Origin of the sequence: Romboutsia sp. MSSM.1001216sp_RTP31141st1_G3_RTP31141_220114 (assembly GCF_039031195.1) — a bacterium.
Lineage (GTDB): Bacteria > Bacillota > Clostridia > Peptostreptococcales > Peptostreptococcaceae > Romboutsia_C > Romboutsia_C hominis.
This window is the reverse complement of the sequence record NZ_JBCIUO010000001.1, coordinates 310,946-334,983: the sequence shown is the minus strand read 5'-3', so window position 1 is coordinate 334,983 and position 24,038 is coordinate 310,946. Positions and strand designations below refer to the sequence as shown.

The 24,038-nt window shown below is 27.1% G+C and carries 20 protein-coding genes; 3 read left to right on the top strand and 17 right to left on the bottom strand.

Features of this window, described 5'->3' with window-relative positions:
* From ABCP60_RS01685 to ABCP60_RS01645, 9 genes are all read right to left on the bottom strand, one after another.
* Positions 1 to 2,151: a YhgE/Pip domain-containing protein gene (locus ABCP60_RS01685; RefSeq protein ID WP_343101074.1), complete on the bottom strand. Its 2,151-nt coding sequence runs from the start codon at positions 2,149 to 2,151 to the stop codon at positions 1 to 3.
* Positions 2,152 to 2,322: 171 nt separating this feature from the next.
* The gene (gene orr / locus ABCP60_RS01680) at positions 2,323 to 3,417 is read right to left on the bottom strand and encodes an ornithine racemase Orr (RefSeq protein WP_343101073.1); all 1,095 of its coding nucleotides are present in this window, start codon (positions 3,415 to 3,417) and stop codon (positions 2,323 to 2,325) included.
* Positions 3,402 to 4,793, bottom strand: coding sequence for a GlmL-related ornithine degradation protein (locus ABCP60_RS01675; protein WP_166505053.1), 1,392 nt, complete (start codon positions 4,791 to 4,793; stop codon positions 3,402 to 3,404). The genes orr and ABCP60_RS01675 overlap by 16 nt, the downstream gene beginning before the upstream one ends.
* Positions 4,794 to 4,795: 2 nt before the next feature.
* Complete coding sequence (gene oraE, locus ABCP60_RS01670) at positions 4,796 to 7,012, bottom strand: D-ornithine 4,5-aminomutase subunit OraE (RefSeq protein ID WP_092926743.1); 2,217 nt, start codon at positions 7,010 to 7,012, stop codon at positions 4,796 to 4,798.
* Entirely contained in the window at positions 7,006 to 7,380 is a 375-nt protein-coding gene (locus tag ABCP60_RS01665; RefSeq protein ID WP_092926745.1) for an ornithine aminomutase subunit alpha, read from the bottom strand. Before ABCP60_RS01665 ends, oraE begins: the two co-directional genes overlap by 7 nt.
* A 127-nt stretch (positions 7,381 to 7,507) precedes the next feature.
* Positions 7,508 to 8,926, bottom strand: coding sequence for a 2-amino-4-oxopentanoate thiolase subunit OrtB (gene ortB, locus ABCP60_RS01660; protein WP_092926747.1), 1,419 nt, complete (start codon positions 8,924 to 8,926; stop codon positions 7,508 to 7,510).
* Positions 8,916 to 9,227, bottom strand: coding sequence for a 2-amino-4-oxopentanoate thiolase subunit OrtA (ortA, locus tag ABCP60_RS01655; protein ID WP_092926749.1), 312 nt, complete (start codon positions 9,225 to 9,227; stop codon positions 8,916 to 8,918). Before ortA ends, ortB begins: the two co-directional genes overlap by 11 nt.
* 84 nt (positions 9,228 to 9,311) lie before the next feature.
* Complete coding sequence (gene ord / locus ABCP60_RS01650) at positions 9,312 to 10,376, bottom strand: 2,4-diaminopentanoate dehydrogenase (protein WP_343101072.1); 1,065 nt, start codon at positions 10,374 to 10,376, stop codon at positions 9,312 to 9,314.
* 271 nt (positions 10,377 to 10,647) lie between these two features.
* Positions 10,648 to 12,045 (bottom strand): sigma 54-interacting transcriptional regulator, encoded by a 1,398-nt coding sequence (locus tag ABCP60_RS01645; RefSeq protein WP_166505049.1) that lies wholly within the window; start codon positions 12,043 to 12,045, stop codon positions 10,648 to 10,650.
* A 268-nt stretch (positions 12,046 to 12,313) separates the two neighbouring features.
* Between ABCP60_RS01645 and ABCP60_RS01640 the strand changes: the two genes are divergently transcribed.
* Positions 12,314 to 14,260: a HAMP domain-containing sensor histidine kinase gene (locus ABCP60_RS01640; RefSeq protein ID WP_343101071.1), complete on the top strand. Its 1,947-nt coding sequence runs from the start codon at positions 12,314 to 12,316 to the stop codon at positions 14,258 to 14,260.
* Positions 14,261 to 14,291: 31 nt separating this feature from the next.
* Here the strand turns inward: ABCP60_RS01640 and ABCP60_RS01635 are convergent, their stop codons facing one another.
* The 3 genes from ABCP60_RS01635 to ABCP60_RS01625 all read right to left on the bottom strand — a co-directional run bounded on the left by ABCP60_RS01635 (position 14,292) and on the right by ABCP60_RS01625 (position 16,800).
* Entirely contained in the window at positions 14,292 to 15,146 is an 855-nt protein-coding gene (locus ABCP60_RS01635; protein WP_343101070.1) for a GTP pyrophosphokinase, read from the bottom strand.
* Positions 15,147 to 15,216: 70 nt separating this feature from the next.
* Positions 15,217 to 15,849, bottom strand: a complete 633-nt coding sequence (locus tag ABCP60_RS01630; RefSeq protein WP_092926759.1) for a hypothetical protein — start codon at positions 15,847 to 15,849, stop codon at positions 15,217 to 15,219.
* 117 nt (positions 15,850 to 15,966) lie between these two features.
* Positions 15,967 to 16,800, bottom strand: coding sequence for a DegV family protein (locus ABCP60_RS01625; protein WP_195236919.1), 834 nt, complete (start codon positions 16,798 to 16,800; stop codon positions 15,967 to 15,969).
* Between the two features lie 224 nt (positions 16,801 to 17,024).
* Here ABCP60_RS01625 and ABCP60_RS01620 point away from each other — a divergent pair, with 224 nt between their 5' ends.
* Complete coding sequence (locus ABCP60_RS01620) at positions 17,025 to 17,573, top strand: TetR/AcrR family transcriptional regulator (protein ID WP_195236918.1); 549 nt, start codon at positions 17,025 to 17,027, stop codon at positions 17,571 to 17,573.
* A 91-nt stretch (positions 17,574 to 17,664) separates the two neighbouring features.
* Here the strand turns inward: ABCP60_RS01620 and uvsE are convergent, their stop codons facing one another.
* Entirely contained in the window at positions 17,665 to 18,624 is a 960-nt protein-coding gene (uvsE, locus tag ABCP60_RS01615) for a UV DNA damage repair endonuclease UvsE (RefSeq protein ID WP_092926765.1), read from the bottom strand.
* 165 nt (positions 18,625 to 18,789) lie between these two features.
* Between uvsE and ABCP60_RS01610 the strand changes: the two genes are divergently transcribed.
* Positions 18,790 to 20,379, top strand: a complete 1,590-nt coding sequence (locus ABCP60_RS01610; RefSeq protein WP_092926767.1) for a polysaccharide biosynthesis C-terminal domain-containing protein — start codon at positions 18,790 to 18,792, stop codon at positions 20,377 to 20,379.
* 38 nt (positions 20,380 to 20,417) lie between these two features.
* On the opposite strand, the gene ABCP60_RS01605 is transcribed toward ABCP60_RS01610, so the two are convergent.
* From ABCP60_RS01605 to ABCP60_RS01590, 4 genes are all read right to left on the bottom strand, one after another.
* A complete protein-coding gene (locus tag ABCP60_RS01605) occupies positions 20,418 to 21,275 on the bottom strand; it encodes an alpha/beta hydrolase (RefSeq protein ID WP_343101069.1) in 858 nt (285 codons plus the stop codon).
* An 87-nt stretch (positions 21,276 to 21,362) separates the two neighbouring features.
* On the bottom strand, positions 21,363 to 22,109 hold the full coding sequence (locus ABCP60_RS01600; RefSeq protein ID WP_207741681.1) for a nitroreductase family protein: 747 nt from the start codon (positions 22,107 to 22,109) through the stop codon (positions 21,363 to 21,365).
* 90 nt (positions 22,110 to 22,199) lie between these two features.
* On the bottom strand, positions 22,200 to 22,655 hold the full coding sequence (locus ABCP60_RS01595; protein WP_092926772.1) for a zinc ribbon domain-containing protein: 456 nt from the start codon (positions 22,653 to 22,655) through the stop codon (positions 22,200 to 22,202).
* A gap of 19 nt (positions 22,656 to 22,674) precedes the next feature.
* Entirely contained in the window at positions 22,675 to 24,015 is a 1,341-nt protein-coding gene (locus tag ABCP60_RS01590; protein ID WP_343101068.1) for a hypothetical protein, read from the bottom strand.
* Positions 24,016 to 24,038 lie beyond the last annotated feature (23 nt).

Sequence of the window (24,038 nt, the reverse complement as noted above, 5' to 3'; positions counted from 1 at the left end):
TTATTCTGATAAACCAGATTCTTTAAATTCTTTCTCAAATTTTCTAACTGATTTATTAAGCTTTTCTTTAAGTAAATATCCTATGAGTATAGTTACTACTCCAAACACTATAAGTATAGACACATTAAACATAACTGTACTTAAAAGTGGACCTGCTATAGCTTCTCTTAAGTTGCTTAGTGTATATGTAAATGGGAAAAATGGTTGCATTATTCTAAATATTAAAGGGTCTACTTGTATAGGATAAGTTCCTCCAGATCCAGCAATTTGTATAACCATAAGCACTATACCTATTGCTTTTCCTATATTCCCAAATAGAGAAACCAATGTATATAAAATAATTGCAAATGCTGCTGATGAAAGTACTGTAGTAAATATAAATAGTCCTAGATTTTCAGTTTGAACGCCAAGTACAAATTTATCTCCAAGACCTACTATAAAACCTTGTATCATTGCTAAAAATACAAATGTAATCATTTTTCCAATGTATTTTTCTTTTATACTTAATTCTTTAAATTTATCCACTTCAGTTGTAAGAAGTGATGTAAGTACTAATCCTCCAACCCATAGTGAAAGTGTTGTATATATAGGTGCCATACCAGATCCATAATTTTCAATAGGATATATTGGTTCTGATTTTAAATTAAATGGATTAGATATATAATTTCCCATAAGTTGTGGCTTACTTTGAAGTATTGATATTATAGAATTTAAATCATTATCACTAACTTTTTTTAATTCTGTACTTAATATATGTATAGTATCTTTAAATTGGTTTAATTTAGAGTCTAAATCCTTAGACATTTCTGCAGTTAAACTACTTCCTTTAGATACATACCCTAGCATATCATTTAAAGCTTGAACTAATCCCTTTGAGCTATCTACTAATGTAGCTGCATTTTTAGCTGCATTTACTAAACTATCCGCAGTATTGTTTAGTGCTGGTCTAACCTTAGAATCATAGGAATTTATTGCATTATTTACATTACTTGATAAATTACTTGCAGTTAAATTTATAGAGTTTAATGTATCTTTCATAGATTCTATTGATCCATTTAGTTGATTTTTAAGATTCCCTATGTTTTCTTGCTGTTTACTTAATTCATCTTTTATTATATTTAATTCATTAATTAATTTATTTATATTTTTATTAGATTTAACTTCATTAAATTCTTCTAAATATTTAATAACTGAATCTATTTGGTTTTTAGTACTATTAATTTGATTATTTATCTGCGATATCGCTGATGCAACATCTGCTTTTGAAATATTACCAGAATTATGACTAATACTATTTACTATATCCTTTGTCTGATTATTTTCATTATTAATCTGGTTTAAAGTTGATTTAATACCATTAAATGAGCTATTTAAATTATCTTTTATGTTTTCTATGTTTTTACTTGTATTCATATTATTATTAGATACTGCATCTAGCCCACCTGTAACTTGTGGCAGTGTACTTTGTATACTTTTTAAATATGTAGCTAAGTTCTCAGAATTATTATTGACACTATCAAGTATAAAATTAATAATATCCATGTGTTCATCTAAACCTATCACAGCTTTTTTTAATTCTAATATTTTATCTTTACTATCTTCAATATCTTTTCCATATGTATTTAATGAAGAGAATAAAGTTTTATTTACAGTGGCTATAAAATTTGAATTAATCTCATTTACAAGTGTTTCCTCAGCAACCTCTGTTATTTTACCTGCTACTGGATTTGATTTAGTGTTTACTTTATAAATAATGGTTGGCTTTATAGGTTTTCCACTTGTAACACTAGTTAAGTCCTTTGAAAAATCGCTAGGTATTTCTATCATTGCATAATAGCTTCCATCTAATACACCCATATTACCCTTTTTAGAGTCAACGAATTTCCATCCAATGTCCTTATTTTTCTTAAGTTCACTTATGACATCGTCTCCAACATTTAATTTTTTGCCATCTAGAGTCGTTCCCTTATCATTATTTACTATAGCAATTGGAACTGTACTAGTATTTTCATAAGGGTTCCAACAAGCTTTTATATTTACCCATGCATATAACGATGGTATGAAGCATAATCCTATCACTATTATTAGAGCTATAGGATTTTTAATTAGATTCTTCATATCTGTTTTAAAAATTTTAATGGAATTTTTCATATTTACCTCCATTTTAGTTTGATTCCTAAACATACTTCATGTAGTATTATATCACTTTTCACGTTATAATTAAATTTTTTTAAAATCATAAATATACTTATTCTATAAACTTAAAAGCCATTTTTATATAAAATATTATAAAAAAAGCTATCTTTAAAGATAGCTTTTTACCTATACAAGTTGTATTTGAGTACTTAAGTTATATACTACTTTTTTTTCTACATAATTACTTGTGCAAGCTGTTAATATTCCACCATAGCTAGTAACTACAAACCCTAGTATATCTCCTATATTATATATACTTTCACTATTTGTTATATCTAGTATCATATGATCAGAACTTGCACCTATTATCTGTATATTTTCATCAGTTGGAAATATTGATTCAATATCTATATCTTGCTTTCCTATGCCAACTATTGCTCTTTTCATTATGCCCTTATCCTCATAATGAGGCACTTTTCCAAAGGCATCTTTACCTATTTCTCCTATTGGCATTGACGGTTTATCTTTTATTTCTATAATTTCACAATATAATTTAAAACTATCATGATATGTTTCTTCTATGAAGTTTCCATATGCAGTTTCTTTTCCAAGAAGTATGGCTTCTCCTAGTCTTAGATTTGTTATACCTTTTGGCAGTTTTCCTTCTTGAAGTAAATATATAGAACTTGAATTTCCACCAGATATAAATTCTAATTTTATATTATGTTTATCTTCTATATTTTTAGCTATTTTTACTAACCCTCCTAAATTTTCCTGTGATGGAAGTATAGCTCCATAGCAAGTTAAATTAGTGCCTATCCCTATAAGTTTTATATTTTTTAGGTTTAATACGTTATCTACTACATTATATAGCTCTTCTTCATTAAAATATCCTTCTCTTAAATCCCCTAAATCGACCATTAAAACTATATTATGAACTTTATTAATGTTTTTAGCTTCTTCATTTAATCTATATATAGTTTCTATTTCAGAATTAAAACTTATATCTGAGTATTTAACAACTTCTTTTGATTCACTTATCATTGGTATTCTAAGTAATATTTTAGGAAGTTTTAGACTTTGAAGTTTCTTTAAATTTTTAATTCTTGAGTCAGCTATATAATCTACATATTCGTTACTTATTTCTTCTACGACTTCAGGAATTGCACAATATACTTTTGTTACTATAACCATTTTTAAGTTCTCTTCATTTAATATACTTTTAAGCCTACATACATTGTGTTTAAGTTTAGTTATATTTATTTCTAATCTTGGATACACAAAGTTTCCTCCTTAAAATTTAAACTCTTTAACATAAGCTTAAGAGCTGCATCTTCGTATTTTTTAGATAATACTCCAAGAGATGCCATTATATAGTCATTATCTACTAATACCTTTACAGTTTCTTTTGGAAACAATAAGTCCTTATTTTTGTTGTTTTTAGGTATTTCTTTCATTATTTCAACTCTGTTAGGAAGCCTAGTTAAAGCACCACCAGTTCCTACAATATATCTAACTTCTGTTAAGTCCTTACCTTCAGCTATCCTACTTTTACCACTAGTAGAATATATACTCCTTATAATTCCTGAATGTCTTTTAGTGGCACGAAGAGCTGCTTCTTTAGTAAGTCTTTCTACTAAAATTATTTGTTCTTTAGTTTTCGGTATTGGTAAATAATTTTCTATAACTTCATCTAAGTTTATATCACTTAATTCTTCCTGTAGATTTTCTTTTCCTATGGTATTTACTATATTTCTCATATTAACGTAAACTCCTAAGTCACCTTCAACACTTCTTTTAGCTATTGGTTCTGGATTTACAAGTATTCTACTTATTCCATCATTTCCTTCTGTTACAGAATGTATATCAGTAGTTGCACCTCCTACATCTATAACCATCAAATCTCCTATATTTTTTCTAAGTAGCTTTGATGCCTCCATAACAGCCCCTGGTGTTGGCGTTATATGAGAATTGACTAATTCTTTTATATGTTCCATACCCGGCGCATTAGTTATATGTTCTTCAAATACATTTTGTATAACGCATCTAGTTGGTTCTATATTTAGATAATCAATTTTAGGATATACGTTGTCAACTATATATAGCTTATAGTTTGTATCTTCAAATATTAATTTTATTTCTTCTATATTTTCAATATTTCCAGCATATATAACAGGTATTCCTAGATTAAGTCCTGCTATTAATTCTGCATTATAAATTGCAGTATCTCGCTCTCCATAGTCTACCCCACCAGCTATAAGTATTATATTAGGGCTTATCTCTTTTATTTCTTTTAAATCCGTTCTTCTTAGTTTTCCCGCTGTTACCTTATGTATAACAGCTCCCGCTCCAAGTGCTGCTTCTTTGGCAGCTTTAGCCGTCATATCATATACAAGTCCATGAACAGTCATTTTAAGACCACCTGCTGCACTAGATGTAGCAAAAAAGTCATTATATTCTATACTGTCTACTCCTAACTTCTTAGCTAAATCATCTATTGCTCCATTTAGTCCATTTCTTACATCTCCACCTTCAAATACAGTTGTTGGTGCTTGACCTTGACCAATAAATTTTGGACTGTCTGTATGTATGCCGAAAAAGGCATTTACAACAGTTGTTGTAGAGCCTATTTCAGCAACTAATACATCTACTTTCATGTTTAATTATTTCCTTCTAGTGCTAATTTTTCTCTTCTTTTTTCAACTAAGAACGTAGCTACGTTAACCCCTCTATCACTTCTTCCAAATCCAGCATCCATTCCATTTTCAACTGCTATATCAGGCGTTACTTGAGTTCCTCCTGCTGCTACCATTACCTTATCTCTTATTCCCTTTTCTACACAATATTCATGTAATTTTTTCATATTTTTGTAGTGTATATCATCATGACTTATTATAGTTGATGCAAGTATAGCATCTGCATTTAACTCTATTGCTGCATTTACTAATTTTTCAACTGGTACTGATGTTCCTAAGTAGTGGCATTCTATACCATATTTTTCTATACCACCATGTTTTATGTCTATAACTTCTCTAAGTCCAACAGAGTGTTCATCTTCTCCTATTGTTGCACAAACTATCTTCATAGGCATTTTTTCTATATCTTCTCTTATTTCATCATCTGTCATTACCTTTTGCTCTTCTGGTATATCAAGTTTAGCTATATCTATGCTAAATGGAACTTTACCTTTTAACTCTATTCTAGTTCCTTCTGCACTATGCATAACTTCTCTGTGGATAACTTCTACTTCTTCTAGATTCATTTTCTTAGCAAATTCTATAGCTGCAAATTCAGCAGTTCTCTTATCTGTTGGTAGCATCATAGTAAGCATTACTGTACCATCTGCACACCATTCCATTTCTGGCTTTATCTTAGTAGAATTTCTAAATTCTTCTACCTCTTTAAGTCTTACGTTTACATTATCCATATCATCTAGTTCATCTATATATATTATTTTATCGGGTTCTTCAAAAGTACATCCATCTATCAACTTAGAAGGATTATCTACTAAAGTTTCATCATATTGAGCTACATTATTGTATCCAAAGTGAGCTGTAACTGGAGCTAGATAATCTTCATCTCTTTCATATACACTTCCTGCTCCTACTCCTTCTCTTATCTTTCTACTTATTCCGTCTCCATTTCTTTCTGGGTAGTTACCAGAATCAACAAAGAATCCTTTTTCAACAGCTTCGAAATATCCACCTTCTTCTAATATTTCTTCCATATATAATACTGCTCTTTCTTTTAACTCTCTTGCTTTATCTCTAAGTGGACCTGTTTTTTTAAGTTCTATCATATCCATAAGTCCATCCATACCAACAAGTGCTTGTTTTGCAGTATCACAAGCTTCTATGTTGTACATATGCCAAGGAACGTTTCTTCCTTCGTCTGGAGTTATAGTAGATTGTATATCCGCTCTTGTTAAAACTGAAGTCAATAAGTTAAGTACATGAGTTACTGTTGCTTCTCTAGTTGATGAATCCATATATTTAGTATTCATTTGTGCTCTCATTTTATAGTCACTAAATAACTCTCTTAAAGCTACTGCATAAGGTAGGTCTAGTGTTAAACATGGTGCTGGAGGTGCTGTTGGTGGTACTGTTGATAGGCATATATTGTCTTTATTAATTCCTACTTTTTCTGAGAATACTGAGTTTAGTGCATGTTGAACCATAAGTTCAGGCATAACCTTCCAAGCTTCTCTAGCTGTTGCATTTGCATTGTGTGCTCCATCTATTTGAGCCATATTAGCAAAAGCCATTATATTTTTTGCTTCACAAGCATCAACAAATGATCTTATCATATTTATATTTCTATATAATACGTTGTATTGTGGGTCTTGATGAGCTCCGTTTATTCCTTCTTCTGCAAACATTACAGCAACCTCAGGTCCTGCAACTCCACTTACATAGGAATGATAGTTTATTGGTCTTCCAACTTCTTCTTCTATAAAATCAAGAGCTTTTCTTTGTGCTCTAACTTGCTTTCTTGTTATAGGAACTCCTCCTATTCCCTGTGGTGTTCCTTCTATTAATCCATCAAAGTGAGATTGACCAGCCGTTCTTATAACCATTAAATGGTCTGCTCCATGATGTGCTGCCATTCTCATTCTTCTTATATCATCTTCAAATCTTCCTGATGCTATTTCTGTTGTTATAACTGCATTAGGTTGAGGGTCTATATTATTAAAGTATTTAGCTGAAGGAAGTGCTACACTTTCTTTTAAAGGTGCTGAACAATCCTTATATTTAAAAGGTCCCATTTCTAAATCTTTTTCATTTTCTCTCCATGTCCAGCCTCTTCTTTTTGGTCTATAATTTTCTAGATCTTTTAATATATATTCTATATCTAATTTTTTATTTTCTTTTAACATTGTGCTCCCTCCTTCGCAAATAAACTAACTGCTTCATCCCAATACTTATTTTCTATAAGCATAAGACCAGCTTCGCGAACACTTATATTTTTTTCTTTGGAAAATTTATAAACAACATGCCCCGCACCTTTTCCTATAAGTCCATTTTCAAGTACACCATTTACTATTTCTTTAGCTTCTAAAGAAGAAAATCCCATTCTTAGTAGTACTGATCTTTCTATTGATGGTGTGGTATTTTTTCTTCCTAGTTCTATCATCGGTTCAACTATTTCACTTGCTAAGCTCCAAAATCTATTCTTTAATTCTTCATCACTTAAATTTGCTAGATGAACTCTTCTTTCATTAAAATCATCATTTCTCTTTTTCATACGTCTCCCCCTATTCTCTATTACTTTCTATTTATGAATCTCTATATTATAATTTTAAACCCTAATTTTTAGTTTTTTACACTCTATACCAACTAATCATGATAAGTGAAATAATTAGTATGTAAGGCTATTTCCCTTTAACTAGTACTTCATTAGCAACCTTTTTTACAAACTCTATATCACACTTACAATCTTTAGCTAAAAATTCTATATCTTCATTATTTAACTTACTTACATTATTATTTTTTATTGCATTTTTTATATAAGATTTTTTTATCTTATTCATATCCAAATCAACTGCTTTTATCATACTTGGATGTGATGGTAATATTAAATTTTCTCCACAAACTTCATCTTGTGGATTTCCGAACTTAATTTCTATCCCATTTTCACGCGCAAATGTAAGTTGTGGATTTATATGTTTTCCAGCTCCTGTATACTCTGTTTCTTGAACTACTATTATTTGGTCTTCATCTAGTTCTCTAGCTAAACTAAATGCTACTGCCAAAGATGTATTTCCAGCTGGACCTCTCTCTATACCTTCAAGTTGTGCTAGTAGTTCTGTCATATAAAATACTTCCCCTTGACTTACTGTTAAGTATCTATCCATATATCTTAGTGGTCTTGCAGCTGATCTTGGTACATCTGAACGGTCTGGCCAAGTACAAAATGGTATTCCAAACCCAGTGTGCCCTGTAGTAAATGATTTTTTATTAAATTGAGTATCACTAGCCATATGAAGTCCTTTTAGGTTGACGCTTGCACCTACTACTTTAACATCTGTAGCCCCAGCTTTTTTTAGTCCTCTAGCTGTTCCCGTTAAATTTCCTCCCCCTGCATTAGTGCATACTACTACATCTGGATCTTTTCCTAATTTTTCTCTACACTGCATAGCTATTTCATATCCTAATGTCTCAACACCAGCTATCCCAAATGGAGAATAAAGTGATGCATTAAAATATCCTGTTTCTTCTAATAATGTTAAAAATGTATAAAATAACTCAGGTCCTACAGTTAATTGAACAACTTCTGCACCATAGGCTTCACATTTTCTTGCTTTTTCTATTATTTCAGGCTGACCTATTCCATTACTGTCATAACACTCCTGAACTATTATACATTTAAGGCCTTGCATAGCTGCTTGAGATGCAACTGCTGCTCCATAATTTCCACTAGTTGCTGCAATTACTCCCTTATATCCCATCTTTTTAGCATGATATACTGCTGTTGCTGCACGTCTTGCTTTAAAACTTCCAGATGCATTACATGCTTCATCTTTTACAAATATCTTTGCACCTTTTCCCTTTGGCGATACTTTTCTAGCAAGTTTAGTTATATTTTTAAGCTCTATTAATGGAGTATTTCCTACTGCGAAATTTCCTTGGATTTTTTCTATTTCGCTTAAAGAATATCCTGTTTCTTTCATCATTTTTTCATAATCAAAGGATATTCCTTCGTTTTCAAACTTTGTATAGTCTATCCCTATTGCATTTTTCATTATTTCATTTTTTCTACTCATTACAGCACTATAACTATTATCTTTCATTTTCTTCACCTCCAAATAGTATATTTCTTGCCTGTAAACCTATTTGAAGTAATTCTGGTATACACTTTCCATAATCATGTTCATAATATGGTTCTACTTTTAGTAATTTTCCACTTACATTTCTTCCTGTTATAGTTTTTATATTAACTAGTTCCCCAATATTAGCATCTTCTTCTATAAATCCTTTAACCCACATTTCAAGAGGATGTAATTTTGTATCATCTGGAACTTGTGGCGCCCTTTGGCTAGATTCTAATACTATGTTGTGAATTATTACCCAATTTCCACGCTTAGCATCCATAAATCTACTCTCCTTTTTTTCCAATACTAGTAAAATTAATTTACTAGTATTGGTTTGTTATATTCTTTATTTATAAATTTATATTTAAGCCTTAACAGTTTCTTTTAAATTAACTAATTCTCTCATATCGCCCATTATTGCTCTTGGAACAGGTATATCAAGCATTGTTCTAAGTCCTGGTATTGCATTTATAACATGTGGTATAGAATTTACACACATTGCTATAGTACCTATCCCTCCTGGTATCTCTGGAGTTATTTGTAAATTTATATTTGGAGTACCTTTTATAGTTACATAATCTCCTGTTGATTGCCCTTCTAAGTGAGGTAATATTTGTTGTGGATGTTCCATTTCTATTTTAACTTTTCCATCAACATATCCATATCCACATTGTCTACAACCTGCAACATTTCCTGCTTCTACCTCAGCGTACTCGCTCTTTCTATATACACTACTCATTATTGGTTCTCTAGTTTCCTCTACTTTTTCTAAATTCCATCCTATACCATGTGTTATCATGTTTATAGATTCAGGAAAACCTACATGACCTGCTATTGATCCATCTTTAACTCCATTTTCAAATTCATCTTTTGTAACTCCAACCCCCTGTTCTATCATAACTGCTTTACCAAATGGAGATAAGTCATTTACTCTAGCAGCCTTTATATACTCTACTTCTTCGCAAGTTCCAGTTAAAGCAAGTATTAATAAATCAAGTACAAATCCTGGGTTTATTCCTGTACCAAGTACACTTACTCCATTTTCTTTAGCTATCCTATTTAATTCTTTAGCTAATTCTGGTTCTTGTGCTTTTGGATAAGACATTTCTTCTGCTGTTGATATAACGTTTATTTTTCTTTCTAATATGTATTTTATCTTATCAAATGCTCCTTTAGTGAATGAGTCAGTTGCAAGTAACACAACATCTGCACATTCATCAGTGAAAGCTTCTTTATAATCAGGCTTTATTATAACTTCTGGCCTTTCTCCTCTTTCACACCCTAGTACATCATATACACTTTTATTTACTCTTTCTGGATGCATATCACAAACTGCAACTATATCTACTCCATTTTTTTTAAGTAACATTTTTGCCATTCCACTTCCCATTGCTCCAAATCCCCATATTCCAACTTTTATATTTCTCATATATACTTCCCCCTTATATTTATTTTTTATGCTTTATATATAAAGCAAGAGTAATGCCAATTTTTTAATTTTTCCTATTTTTTAAAAATTTATCTATTTTTCCCCTCGTAATTTTTTATACATAGGGTATCTTTCCTTTTTTACATGCAAGAATTTTATATTAATCATAAAACTGTTGATACCTTATACAAATGATATATATCAATAGGTTTGAAAATAAAAAAAAAGAGCATTAAATTTTGCATGTACTGCAAAATTTTTTGCTCTTATACTATCTATTAATTCTTATATTATATTTTTTCATTTTATACTGAAGGTTTTGCCTTGTTATTCCAAGTATAGCAGCTGCTTTTGTTACATTTTCTCCCGATTTTTCTAAAGCTTCATGTATATATCGTTCTTCTATATCTCCTATTATCCAATCTAAAGGCTTTGAGCCTATATCTATTATATATGTATTTTCTGATAAATTGGTTTTATATTCATTTATATTTATCATATCTTCATCTAAAACATCTTCATTTTCCATAAGGCTCATACTAGAGTATATAGTATTTTCTAATTCTCTTACATTTCCTTGCCAAAAGTGATTTTTAAGTACCTTAGCTCCCTTTTCAGATATACCAATTAAGTTTTTATTTAATTTATAATTATATTTTTTTATAAATTTATTTGCAAGCAATATAATGTCTTCACCTCTTTCTCTAAGAGGTGGTATTTCTATATAAATTACATTTAATCTGTAATATAAATCTTTCCTAAGTTTTCCTTCATTTAATATATCTACAGGATTTTCATTAGTTGTAGCTATTACCCTTACGTCAACTGGTATATCCTTTGTTCCTCCAACTCTTCTTACATATCCTTCTTGAAGCACCCTAAGTAGCTTTGCTTGAAGTTGAAGTGGCATAGAATTTATTTCATCTAAAAGTATTGTACCCTTATTAGCTTGTTCAAATAAACCTGGCCTATCTATTGCACCTGTGAATCCTCCTTTTACAGTTCCAAATAGTATTCCTTCTAATAAGCTTTCGGGAAGTGCCGCACAATTTTGTGCTATAAATGGTTTGTCTCTTCTTTTACTTTCATAGTGTATAGATTGACTTATAAGTTCTTTTCCTGTTCCTGTTTCCCCATATATAAATACTGTTGCATCACTTTTAGTTGCTTTTTTTGATATGTTAATTGCTTTTTTTATACATTCACTTTCACCTATTATATCGCTAAAATTATATCCTTCTTTTGTCTTATTTTTTCTATTATTTTCCTTAATATCATTTAATTTTATAATCTGTTCTGATAATGTTTGAATTTGAGTCATATCTTTTGAAACTTCTAATGCGCCAATTAGCTCCCCATTAATTTTAACTGGTATTGTCGTATTTATAGTAGTTATTTCTTTTCCATCTTTGTTTAAGTATTTTTGTACATTATCTTTTATCTCTTTTTTATTTCTAATAACCTTAAGTAGCGTACTATTTTTTATTTCCATATTTTTTAATACATCTTTGAAAGATTTATTTAATACATCTTCTTTATTCATATGTTCTAATTTTGCCATAGCATTATTATATATTAATGTTTTTCCATTTTTATCTATAAAATGTATACCTTCATCTATGCTTTCTATTATTTTTTCTATAACTTCTTTATATATATTATTTTGCATAGCCCCTCCACCTAAATATCTATTTTATAATATAAAAATTTTTTGTATCAAACTTTTTCTTAAAATTACAACATACTTTTAAGAATTTAACTTTTGCACCCTATTTTCCTTTTTTATCAAATATATTTATTAGATATATAATTTTATATTATTTCAATTATTTATATATGTGTTATAAAATATCTTTCTATTTTTGATGTAGGTATTTATACTTTTTTCTGCTATAATTTCTATATAATTACAATTTTTTTCAAAAGGGTGTATAAAAATGTTGAATAAAGTTAAAAATAATTTTAGGTATTTAATATTACCTACAATAATAGTTTTATTTTGTCTAAATACTACAAATACAAATGCAATTTCAACAAAAAATGTATTATTCATCAGTTCATACTCTCCAAGTTTTATAACATTTGATGACCAATTAAATGGTATCTGTGATTCTATCGATAGTAACTACGAAGTTCAAATAGAATATATGGATATAAAAAAATTTAATGATGAAGAATTCAGAAAAAATTTCTATAATTTAATAAAATTTAAAACTAAAAATTATAGAAAATATGATGGCATTATTCTCGGGGACGATGCTGCTTTAGATTTTGCACTAAATAATTTAGAGTTATTTAAAAATACTGCTGTGGTATTTCTTGGTATTTCAGATGAAGATAATATAAAAAGGGCAATGGAGAGTAATATAAATGGGGGTGTTATTGAAAAGCCATCTATATCAGAAAATTTAAATCTAATACATAATTTATTTAATGAAAATAAAAACTTAATCTTAATAAGTGGTGATGAAAGTAAGTATAAAAAAGAGATTGATGAATTTTATAGCTTTAAATCTAAATACAAAAATTTTAATTATAAAAATATTGTAATACCCGATAAAATTGATGAATCCTTTTTATCTAAGCTATCTAATATAGATAAAAATAAAGATGTTGTTTTGTATCTACATCCATATATAATCAACTCACCTAAAGACTTATATATATATGAATCAGTTGAAACAATCTCTAAGTATATAGATGCACCTATGTTTACAACCTTAAACTATAATCTTTATGATAATATGGTTGGTGGGAAAGTAGTAAGTCATTATGAACAATCTACTCTTGCAAGTAAATTACTTAAATCGATATTAGATGATAAAGTAAATACAAAACAACTTATAACCAGTGATGAGGCTAATGTATGGTGTTTTAATTATGATAATTTAGTTAAATATAATATACCAAAAAATAAGCTTCCAAAAAACTCAATAATAATAAATAAACCCATTCCATTTTTTGAAAAACATAAGGAACTTATTTTTCCTGTTACTTTGACTTTAATTGGACTAGTATGTATAATAATTGCTTTACTTATACATGCCCATAAAACTTCAAAACATAAAGAGGAATTAAATAAATCTAAAAAGATTGCTGAGGATGCTAATATTGCAAAAAGTAATTTTATAGCTAATATAAGTCATGAACTTAGGACACCAGTTACTGTTATTTCATCAGCTAATCAACTTTTAAGTATATTATTATCTAAAGAAACTTTACATAATGATGATAAAATACTTAGCAACTTAAATATTATTTCTCAAAATTCAAATAGACTCATTAGACTTATAAATAATGTTATCGACGTAGCTAAGTTTGACTGTGGGTTTTATAACTTAAAACTTAAAAATATCGATATAATATCATTTATAGAAAATACTGTTTTATCTGTAATTCCTTATGCTAAATCTAAGAAACTAAATATAATATTTGACACTAATATAGAAGAACTTAATATGTGTGTTGATCCTGAAAAAATTGAAAGGATAGTACTAAACCTTCTTTCAAATGCTATCAAATTTTCAAGTGAAGGAGAAGATATATTTGCAACAATAATTTCAGATGAAAATAATTTTAATTTTATAGTTCAAGATAATGGTGTTGGTATAGATGAAGCTAACTTAAATAAAATATTTGAAAAGTTTACTCAAATAGATAGTGTATTTACCCGACAAAATGAAGGAAGTGGAATAGGACTTTCTATTGTTAAATCATTTGTAAAACTTCACCAAGGTACTATAAGTGTTAACTCAAAATTAGGTGAAGGATCCTCTTTTATAGTATCATTACCTATAAATTCTACATTAACTACTGGTGATGATTTAGAAATACCTTCTAACTTAGATGGTGCTAGCATTGAACTATCTGATATATTTAAATAAAAAGATACAAGTTAAAACTTGTATCTTTTTATTATATTAAAATTTCATCTATATCTCTTATAAACTCTAATTTCTTAGTGTCACTTATTTCTTTATTAACTTCTATTTTCTCTTTTAGTGCTAACAATTTCTCTTTTTTTATATCTAGTCTAGATTTTCTTATGTCCATTTCATCAAAACTTTTACTTAACATATTTATAAGAGACGCCATTTCATCAGAACTTCCTGCTATTCTATTTAATAACATTAAATTTTGTTCTAATAACTCTGGTATTTCGCTTAATGAATATCTAAGTTGATGATCTATTTCTCCATATCCTTCTTCAAATATAGTTCTAACTTGTATCTCAGATATAACTTTTTGCGTCGTAGGGTAAGATTCTATAAGATAATGTACTGACCTATACCCTGATATTCTTGAACACACTTCTATACCCAATTCTTCAAATTGCTTAGTATTATCCCCTTCTCTAACATTTGCTACTATTTCATTAACACGCCACATAAGGCTTATAAAATCATGTATTTCTTTCCAATCTTCCTTAAATATATGTATAACTCTTATTCCTAATAAATCTGTTATTTCTTGTTTATAGTTTGATACAGTAAAATTAAAATCTTCTCCATACTTTTTTCTTCTGTCTGGTGTTTTTCTTATTACTTTTTCTAATAAGTGCTCTTCATCTTTAACCCTAGTTTTAACTGAGTGTACTTTTTTATGTGCCCTTAATATATTTGCTATTAATTCAGCTTGCGTTTCATAACTTTTTCTATAATTTTTAAAATCCTCATATATATCTACTAGATCATTCCAATTTATATTATTTTCAATTAAAAAATCTTCACTTATATTGTAACTATTTAAAAAGTCTGTTTTATTAATCATTTCAGCCTCCACTTAAGTTCGTATAAATAATATTATAACCTATAAAAAACTTTATTTGTAAGCAATCTTTCTATAGGCTAATAGATATATTATTTTGATTGTCTATAATAAATCCATATTTTTTATATAAATTTCTTAAATCCTTTTCACTTATAATATTCTCATCTGCTACTAATAGACCTTCTATAATTTTTATTTCCTTTAGATTATTCTCTTTAAGTACCTTATTAATATCTCTAATTATATCTTTTAAATTAATAAGTATCTTTCTACCATATCCTTTTTTTGATTTAATAGCTCTAAAATTATTTATGTATAAACTAGATCTTTCTTTGTATTGATAGTATACACATTCCATATATGCCTTATTTTTACTGCCACTTAATGTTTGTATATTCACAGGTATACCTACAGATATAGTATTTATATCTATACTAATAATAATATACATTAGTCTATCTAAATTATCTTTATATTCTTTAATTATTATATTTTTTTTATCATTTGATTTTATATACCTTTTTAAATTTCTTAAAAATTTAACATAGTAATTATACTCATCAATATATTTAAAATCATCTTCATTTAAATTGTATTTATTATTATCTTTAATCACACTAAGTTTTAGTTTGTTTATAGCACTTATATCTTTAGTATTTATATATTGTTTCATTTTATTTATCTTAATATCTAAAGTTTCCATATGCTCCCCCCCTAAAAATAGTATTTTTACAATTTTATAGGAGTATAAAACAAAAAAGAACTTACTCATATGAGTAAGTCCTTTAATTTATTTAATACTATTTATATTTTTGAGCTACTATAATATGCTTATAAGTATTGCACCTTTTGAAGTATATGTTCCCATAACTGATCCAACTTCACTTATAGTTATATTTTTAAAATCATATTTATCTTTCATTATCTCTTTTATTTTTTCTGCTTTTTCTATACAATTTGAATGTGCTATTGCTAATGATTTTTTATCATCATTTATATATTTACTTACACTATCTATTACTTTTTTTATACAATTATTATCTCCTCTTGCTTTATCTACTGGTTTAACTACACCATCTATTACCTGTATTATCACCTTAAAATTAAGCACATTTATTATTTTTCCAGCTAAAGGATTTACTCTTCCTCCCTTTATAGCATTTTCTAGAGTATCTAGTGCTCCAAAAAATATAACTTCATTTTTTAATTTTTCAATTTCACTAACTATTTCCTCAAGAGATTTCCCTTCCTCTGCTAATTCACATGCTTTAACAACTAATAATCCTTGACCAATTGAGCCATTTAATGTATCTATTATTTCAATCTTTTTGTTATTTTCTTCTAAAAACATATTTTTAGCAAGCAATGCTGTTGAGTATGTAGCTGATAATTTAGATGTTAATGTAAGTACTAAAATTTCCTCTTCCTTGCAGTCATAATGCTTTACAAACTTTTCAGGAGATGGACAAGAAGTTTTTGGAAGTTCATTAGAATTGTCCATCCTTTTATAAAATTCACTTTTTTCTATGTCTCCATCTTCATAAACATCTTCTCCAAAAGAAACATTAAGTTTTACTATGCCTATATCATATTTTTCTATTGTATCTTTATTTAAATCACATGAGCTATCTGTTATTATTTTTACCCTTTTCATAGATCTTTCCTCACTTTATTATTTTTAAATTCACCATAATATTAAAAATATAAATCAGTCGGTCGGTTGACTGATATATATTTTCATTGTATATTTACTATATATAAAAGTCAATAGTTAAAATATATTATTGAGATCTTCTCAATTATATGATTTATTGACAATAAAATTTTATGATATTATAATTTACTTGTTATAATAGTAGTATTTGAAAGGGATATCACATGAAACCAAATAATATGAAAGAAAATATTTTGCTTACTGCAACAGATTTGATGATTAAAAATGGTATTAAAAATACAAGTCTAGCAGATATAGCAAAAGCTGTTGATATAAGTAAAGGAACTTTGTATTATCATTATTCTTCTAAAGATGATTTAATATCAGATATAGCCAACATGCATTTAATGGCTATTACAAATGCTGCTCTTGATTGCGTATGTAATATAGATTCTGATGCTTCTAACGAGCAAATGATAAATCTTATAATGGATAAAATATCAACTATTGAAGGAAGAGGCAGAATTCACATGTATATACTTTGTGAGGCTATAACTAGTAATGATAATTTAAGAGAAGAAATAAAACTTAAATATATTGAATGGAGAAATACTATTAAATCAGAGCTTATAAAAACTAATAAAAAAGATGCAGAAGCCCTTTCTTTTTTACTAGTATCTATAATAGATGGTTTAGTTGTACAAGGTTTATTAAAAACTGAAAAGATACCATATGAATCTATAGCTAACTTTTTAGTTAGTCGTTTTATATAAAAGACATCTTAAATTTAAGATGTCTTTTTTATATAATAGTGATTTTCCTATATTTAAAATACTGTTTTTATATTAAGAAAATAATCTTACATTATAGTATAATAGTACTCTCGTCTTCAAATACTATAAGCTTGTCTAGATTTTTTATATCACTCACTAATCTTTGTAGTGCTAAATCTTTTTTCTTAGCCTCTATCATTACATCTACATCCTTATTTACATTATCTTTTATTAAATATATAAACTTTAAGAATTCTTTAGCATCTATATAATCAGAATGTCTTCTATCATTTTCAAATTCTCTAGGCGTAGAAAAATGTATCTTAGGTTGCAATTTTTCATTTTTCCACGTATTAAATATATCATTTAACAATCTATCTATATTTTCACCATTATTGTTACAATTATGGTGATGTATGTCTAAAACCATAGGTAAATTCAGTATTTTACATATATACAAAACATCTTTTACAGTAAATATTTTATCGTCATTTTCTAAGATTAACTTATTTTTAACTATAACTGGAAGTTTATTAAAATTTTCTATAAATCTTTCTATAGCTTTTTCTTTTTCTCCCTTTGCTCCACCAATATGAATAACCATCTTAGCATCCTTACAATTTATATCTTCTAAAAAATTAGCTTGCATAGTTAAATTCTTAGATGTATTTAAAAATACACTTTCTCTATCAGTATTTATTACATTAAATTGGTCTGGATGAATATCAATTCTTAAGTTATTATCATTTATGATCTTACCTATATATTCAAAATCTTTTTTAAAATACTTTCTATAGTCCCACATAACTTCTGGATGAGTTGCTAATGGTATAAGATTTGAAGTTATTCTATAAAAGTGTATATTATTTTTTATATTATATTTTAATATTTTCTCTAAATCAATTATATTTGAATATGTTACTTTTTTTAATTTGTTCAATCTTTCTTCATCACTATTCATACTAGAATATCTTTTAAATGTAAGAGTACTTGATGAAGTTACTTTTGGTAAATTAAGTGCTATAGCAACATATCCTAGCCTTATTCTCATATCTATTCTCCTTATCATCTTTTATATTTACTATTAATTTTTGCTTTTTTTTTAATTTTATTAATAGATAATATTTACTATTAATTTTTCATATATATATACATGTCTATATTAATATAATTATTTTTATAGACTATATATTAACTTAATGAGGAGATAAATTTTATGAACATAGTTAAAAGAAGAAAACTTTTAATAAATGCGTTTATTTTAACGTTTACCACCGTTACACTGGGATTTATAAATACTGGATTTCGAGTGTATATTTCTAATGAAATTGGTGCTGAAGGTATGGGGTTATATCAGCTTATAATGAGTATTCATATAATGACTTCTACTTTTGCCATATCTGGTATTAGAGTAACTACCACTAGGCTTATAGCTGAAGAACTTGGAAAAAATAACAGAGCTAATATAAAAAAAATTATGAACAGAGCCTTTGTATATAGTCTTTTCTTTAGTTCTTTAACTACATTTATAATTTACAATAGTTCAGAGTTTATAGCTATAAAATTTATCGGAGATGAAAGAACTATATTCCCTCTAAAAATATTAGCTTTAAGTTTACCTTTTATCGGTATTTGCTCTTGTCTTCATGGATATTTCTATGGAATGAGAAAAATTGTAAAAAGTATAACTTCAGATATTCTTGAAGTATCTTCATCAATGATAATAATAATAACTTTTTTAGGTTTATATTTGCCTAAAGGTCTTGATTATACTTGTATTTTAGTAGCTATAGCTATGACTGTGGCTAATATACTAGCAGCTGTTTATTCTTACATTCTATATTTATTTGAAAAAAAATCCGGATTTAGGCGCATTGATAGTACTAGTTCTAATTGTAGTTTATTGACTATTTCCAAAATAGCTTTTCCTATTGCTTGTAGCGCTTATATACAAACAGGCCTTAGGACTTTAGAAGATATTTTAATACCAAATGCTCTTAGACAATTTGGTTCTACTACTTCTGCTTCTTTATCTATATTTGGTATGATTAAGGGTATGGTACTTCCTATTCTCTGCTTTCCATCTATATTTTTAGCTTCGTTTTCTACGCTAATAATACCTGAAATAGCCGAAGCTAAAGCACTTAATCAAACTAATCGAGTAAATAGTATAATATCTAGAGTTTTTAAATTTACACTTATGATAGCAGTGTTTGCATCAGGACTTTTTATTATATACTCTAAAGAAATGGGCATTACTATATATAATAGCGCTAAAGTTGGAGATATGATGAGAATTCTTGCTCCTTTGATACCTTTTATGTATCTAGATAGAGTTGTTGATGGTAGTTTAAATGCTCTTGACCAACAAGTTAGTACATTAAAATATAACCTTATAGATATGAGTGTTAGAATTGCATTAATATTTTTTGTAATCCCTAAAAAGGGTATTGAAGGTTTTATATTAGTATTATTTGTTGGTACTTTACTAAATGCAACTTTAAGTATAAATAAACTATTAAAAGTTACAAAACTTGAGTTTCTTATAGGTGATTGGATTTTTAAACCAGCCATATCTGTTACTTTGTCTGCTACTATAGTAAAATATATTTTTGATGTTACAAATATAAAGACTCTAATTATACCACAAGTATTACTAGTTATTTTGTTTTATTTTATATTTTTAATATTATTTAAATCTATAAGAAAAAATGATGTTATGTGGTTTATAAATGCTTTTAGAAAGGATATAAATCCTACTAAAATTAGTGACGTAGGTTTTTATAAATTTTACAATAATATGTAAAAATAAAAATACTATAGGAATCCTATAGTATTTTTATTTTAATTTATCTCTTTTAAGAATTTAATTATACTCTTAGCAGTTTTGTTAATTTGCTCTTTTTCACTTATTAATGCTTCATTATCTCCATTTTGAAGTCCATAATCTCCAAAATAGGAATGATTAGCACCTTCTATTTCTACATAAGTAGTATTGTTGGGTAAATCTTTTTTAGAATCTATTAGTGATTCAAAGTTTACTACACCATCCTTACTTCCCCATATAGACAATACGTCTTTTGTCATATTTTTTAACTTATCAGTCATAGGATATGATGAAAGTAATACAACTCCATCTACTAAGTTGTTTTCAGCTGCAAAGCTTGAAGCAACTACTCCTCCTAAAGAATGTCCTCCTACTACCCAATGTGTTATATTTTTATATTCCTTCATTACTTTACTAGCTTCATTTTCTCCAAGAAAAGCTATATTAAGTGGCATTTTTAATATAACTACTTCATATCCAGCCTCTGCTATCTCTTTGCATATTGGTGCATAAGCTTCTGGATTTATTTTAGCTCCTGGATAAAATATAAACCCTTTAGTTACATCCTTATTTTTTGGAGTAAATACTATATTTTTATCTATTTTAACTTCTACCTTCTTATCACTTATTAACGCTTCTTTTGCCAATGTTCCTGGTTCATATGTATTTCCTATCCATATAAAAAATCCTAAAAGTGATATTCCTAACATTATAGAAATTGTTATAAGTATTTTTCTTTTGATATTTTTTCTTCTTAATTCTTTTTCCTTTTGTTCAGTATGCTTATTTATCTGATCTATTATTAGTGGTCTTTCTAATTCCATAGTTATGCTAAAAGTATCGTCTGATATTCTTTCTTTTCTGTCTTTTCCCATATGCTCCCTCCATAACTCAAAATACTATTATAGTTTATCATATATAAAGTATATTTTCATTAAATTAAGTAACTATTTTTTATTAAACTATCCAGTAAAATCTTTTATCCACTCTTTTATAGACCTATCCATTTCTATTGAAAATTCTGAACTAATTTTATTTTTGTATATTAATTCACCAAAGTTTTTAGCATTTTTTTGGTTATTTTTTATCATTTTTTCTTCTTTATATTTATACATTTTATTTAAATCATCTTCATTTAATCTTTGGTATTTTTCTTCAAAAACAACATATTCTTTTTCAAATCTATCTCTATAAATCTTTTTAAAATTATCAGGATAATAGCCTAGTGTTATCATACAAGCTGGGAATGTATAGCTTGGTAAATCTAATATTTCTTTATGCTTTTCATAATTTTCCATAATATCTCCTATATAGCAACTTCCTATACCTAGGCTTTCAGCAGTTAAAACTGCATTTTGACATGCTATTATAGCATCATTTACTCCTAACATAAAATCATTTATTCCTGGTGTTTTTATACCTTTAATATCACATATCTTAAAATAGTCAAACCATTTTCTCATATCTGCTAAAAATAATAATATTACTTGTGCATTTTTTATAAATGGTTGATTATCACAAGTTTTACTTAATAATTCTTTAGTATTTTTATTTGTTATCTTTATAATAGAATACATCATCATATTTCCTGCTGTTGGCGCTTTTATTGCACTATTTATTATTAAATCTAAATGTTCTTTCTCTATCATTTTATCCTTGTATCTTCTTAATGACACTCTTTTATTTATAGTATTTATTACTTCATTCATAATATCCCCTCCCTATATAATTATATATCTATATGCAATTTATATTAATAAAAAATAAGCACCACGTAAAATTTACGTGATGCTTATTTTTTAATTTATTTTATTTCCACAACATGTGCAATATATGGAATCTATATCTATATTCATATTACATATTTCACAAGTTATATATTCTTTTTCTTCTAGCTCAAGTTCTACCTTTTTGCCACATTCTGCACAGAACTTAGCACCTTTACTTATTGTGTTCCCACACTCGCATATACTCTCTTTCATAGATTTATTCAGTTCTTCTATTATTTTCATATTTTCATATATTATTTTATCTATTTTTACTATATCATTACTTATTTCATCAAAGTCAGTATCTACGATTTCATTTTTTCTTATCTTATCATAAAGTAATATTCCCATATCTAAAAATAGCCTTGCTTTTAATTCTTGATTTTCATTTATAATCTTATTTATACTATTTTTTTCTTTTATTAAATCTACTTTATCTTTAATCTTTGATACTTCACCTTCTATTTTCTCTTGTAAATTTTCCATATTTATCCTCCAATTATACTTATTCAAAATTATAAAGTTTATATCCTATAAAGGCTAATATATAGCTGTATATAAATGAACTTATAATTGTAATTATAATAGGTAATCCAAATGTAATAACATTATGATTATTTGCATTTGTAGTTAACATTCCCACACCAACATCAATTTTACTTAACATAGATATTAATACCATAATAAAAGAATACATTGTACTAAATATAAGCAATACATTTTTATCATTATTTTTAAAATTTTTCTTTAAATTACATCCAGCTATTAATATTATAAGACTTACTAATATAAATACTATTATAAATATAATCTTAGTATCAAAAAATAAATCAGAATTAAATATATTAAATATAGATATTGTATAATCACCTATAACCATAGGAATTAAATTTGCAAATCCCCACATATAAACAGATAATTGACTTACAATTATTCCTGTGTTTATATATTTCATATATTCAGATATACCAAACTCGTATAAATATGTACTATCGGATATAGTAAGTATACCAACAATTATAAATACTAATATGTAACCTATTATAAATATATTTATAACTTTTTTAAATATATTTATATATATGTTTTCTTTGCCTATTCTTTTTTTATATCCTATAGTAAATGTAGATAAAAATCCTATTAAAAAACTATTTATAAATATACTTGTTGTAGCAAACTTTACTTTAAGTAAAGTAGCTATGTTCATCATATCATATGAGTTTAATTCAATTTTTGATATCATACTTATAACTGCCATAAATAAAGCGTAAACTATTCCAACCCCTATAGAATTTATAATAAGTTCATTAGGTGTGTTACTTTTATTTTTCATAAATAATATATTACTTATAACTAAGGATATTATAGGTGCTATTAATAAAGATATTACTCCTAAATGTACGCTTACTTCACCTACACCTATTAAAGATGATGATGTTATATTAATACTACCTAAATTCATACCTAGCATTGTATGAAGTGGACTTATACTAATCCCTAATTTTCCTAAACTTATATCCATCATACCATTAAAAATTACAGATAAAATAAATAAAATCAATATAGATGATACAGAGGTTATAAATATATTAGTGCTACTAGCATAGCTTTTTATATTATTAGTATTAAATTTACTTTTTTCTCCTATATTAAATAAGTTTTTATCTACTACTTTAAAAAGCTCATTGCCGCATTGTTTACAATAATTACTTCCATATTTACTTTCAGTATGGCACTTAGAACAGTTCATTTCATTATTTATTTCTAGTCTATAATAATTTGAAATTTTATTTAAGATTTTCCCATCCTCTTTTGAATAATTACTATATTTTTCTTCTGTATTCATTCTTACCTCCAATACAAGCATTT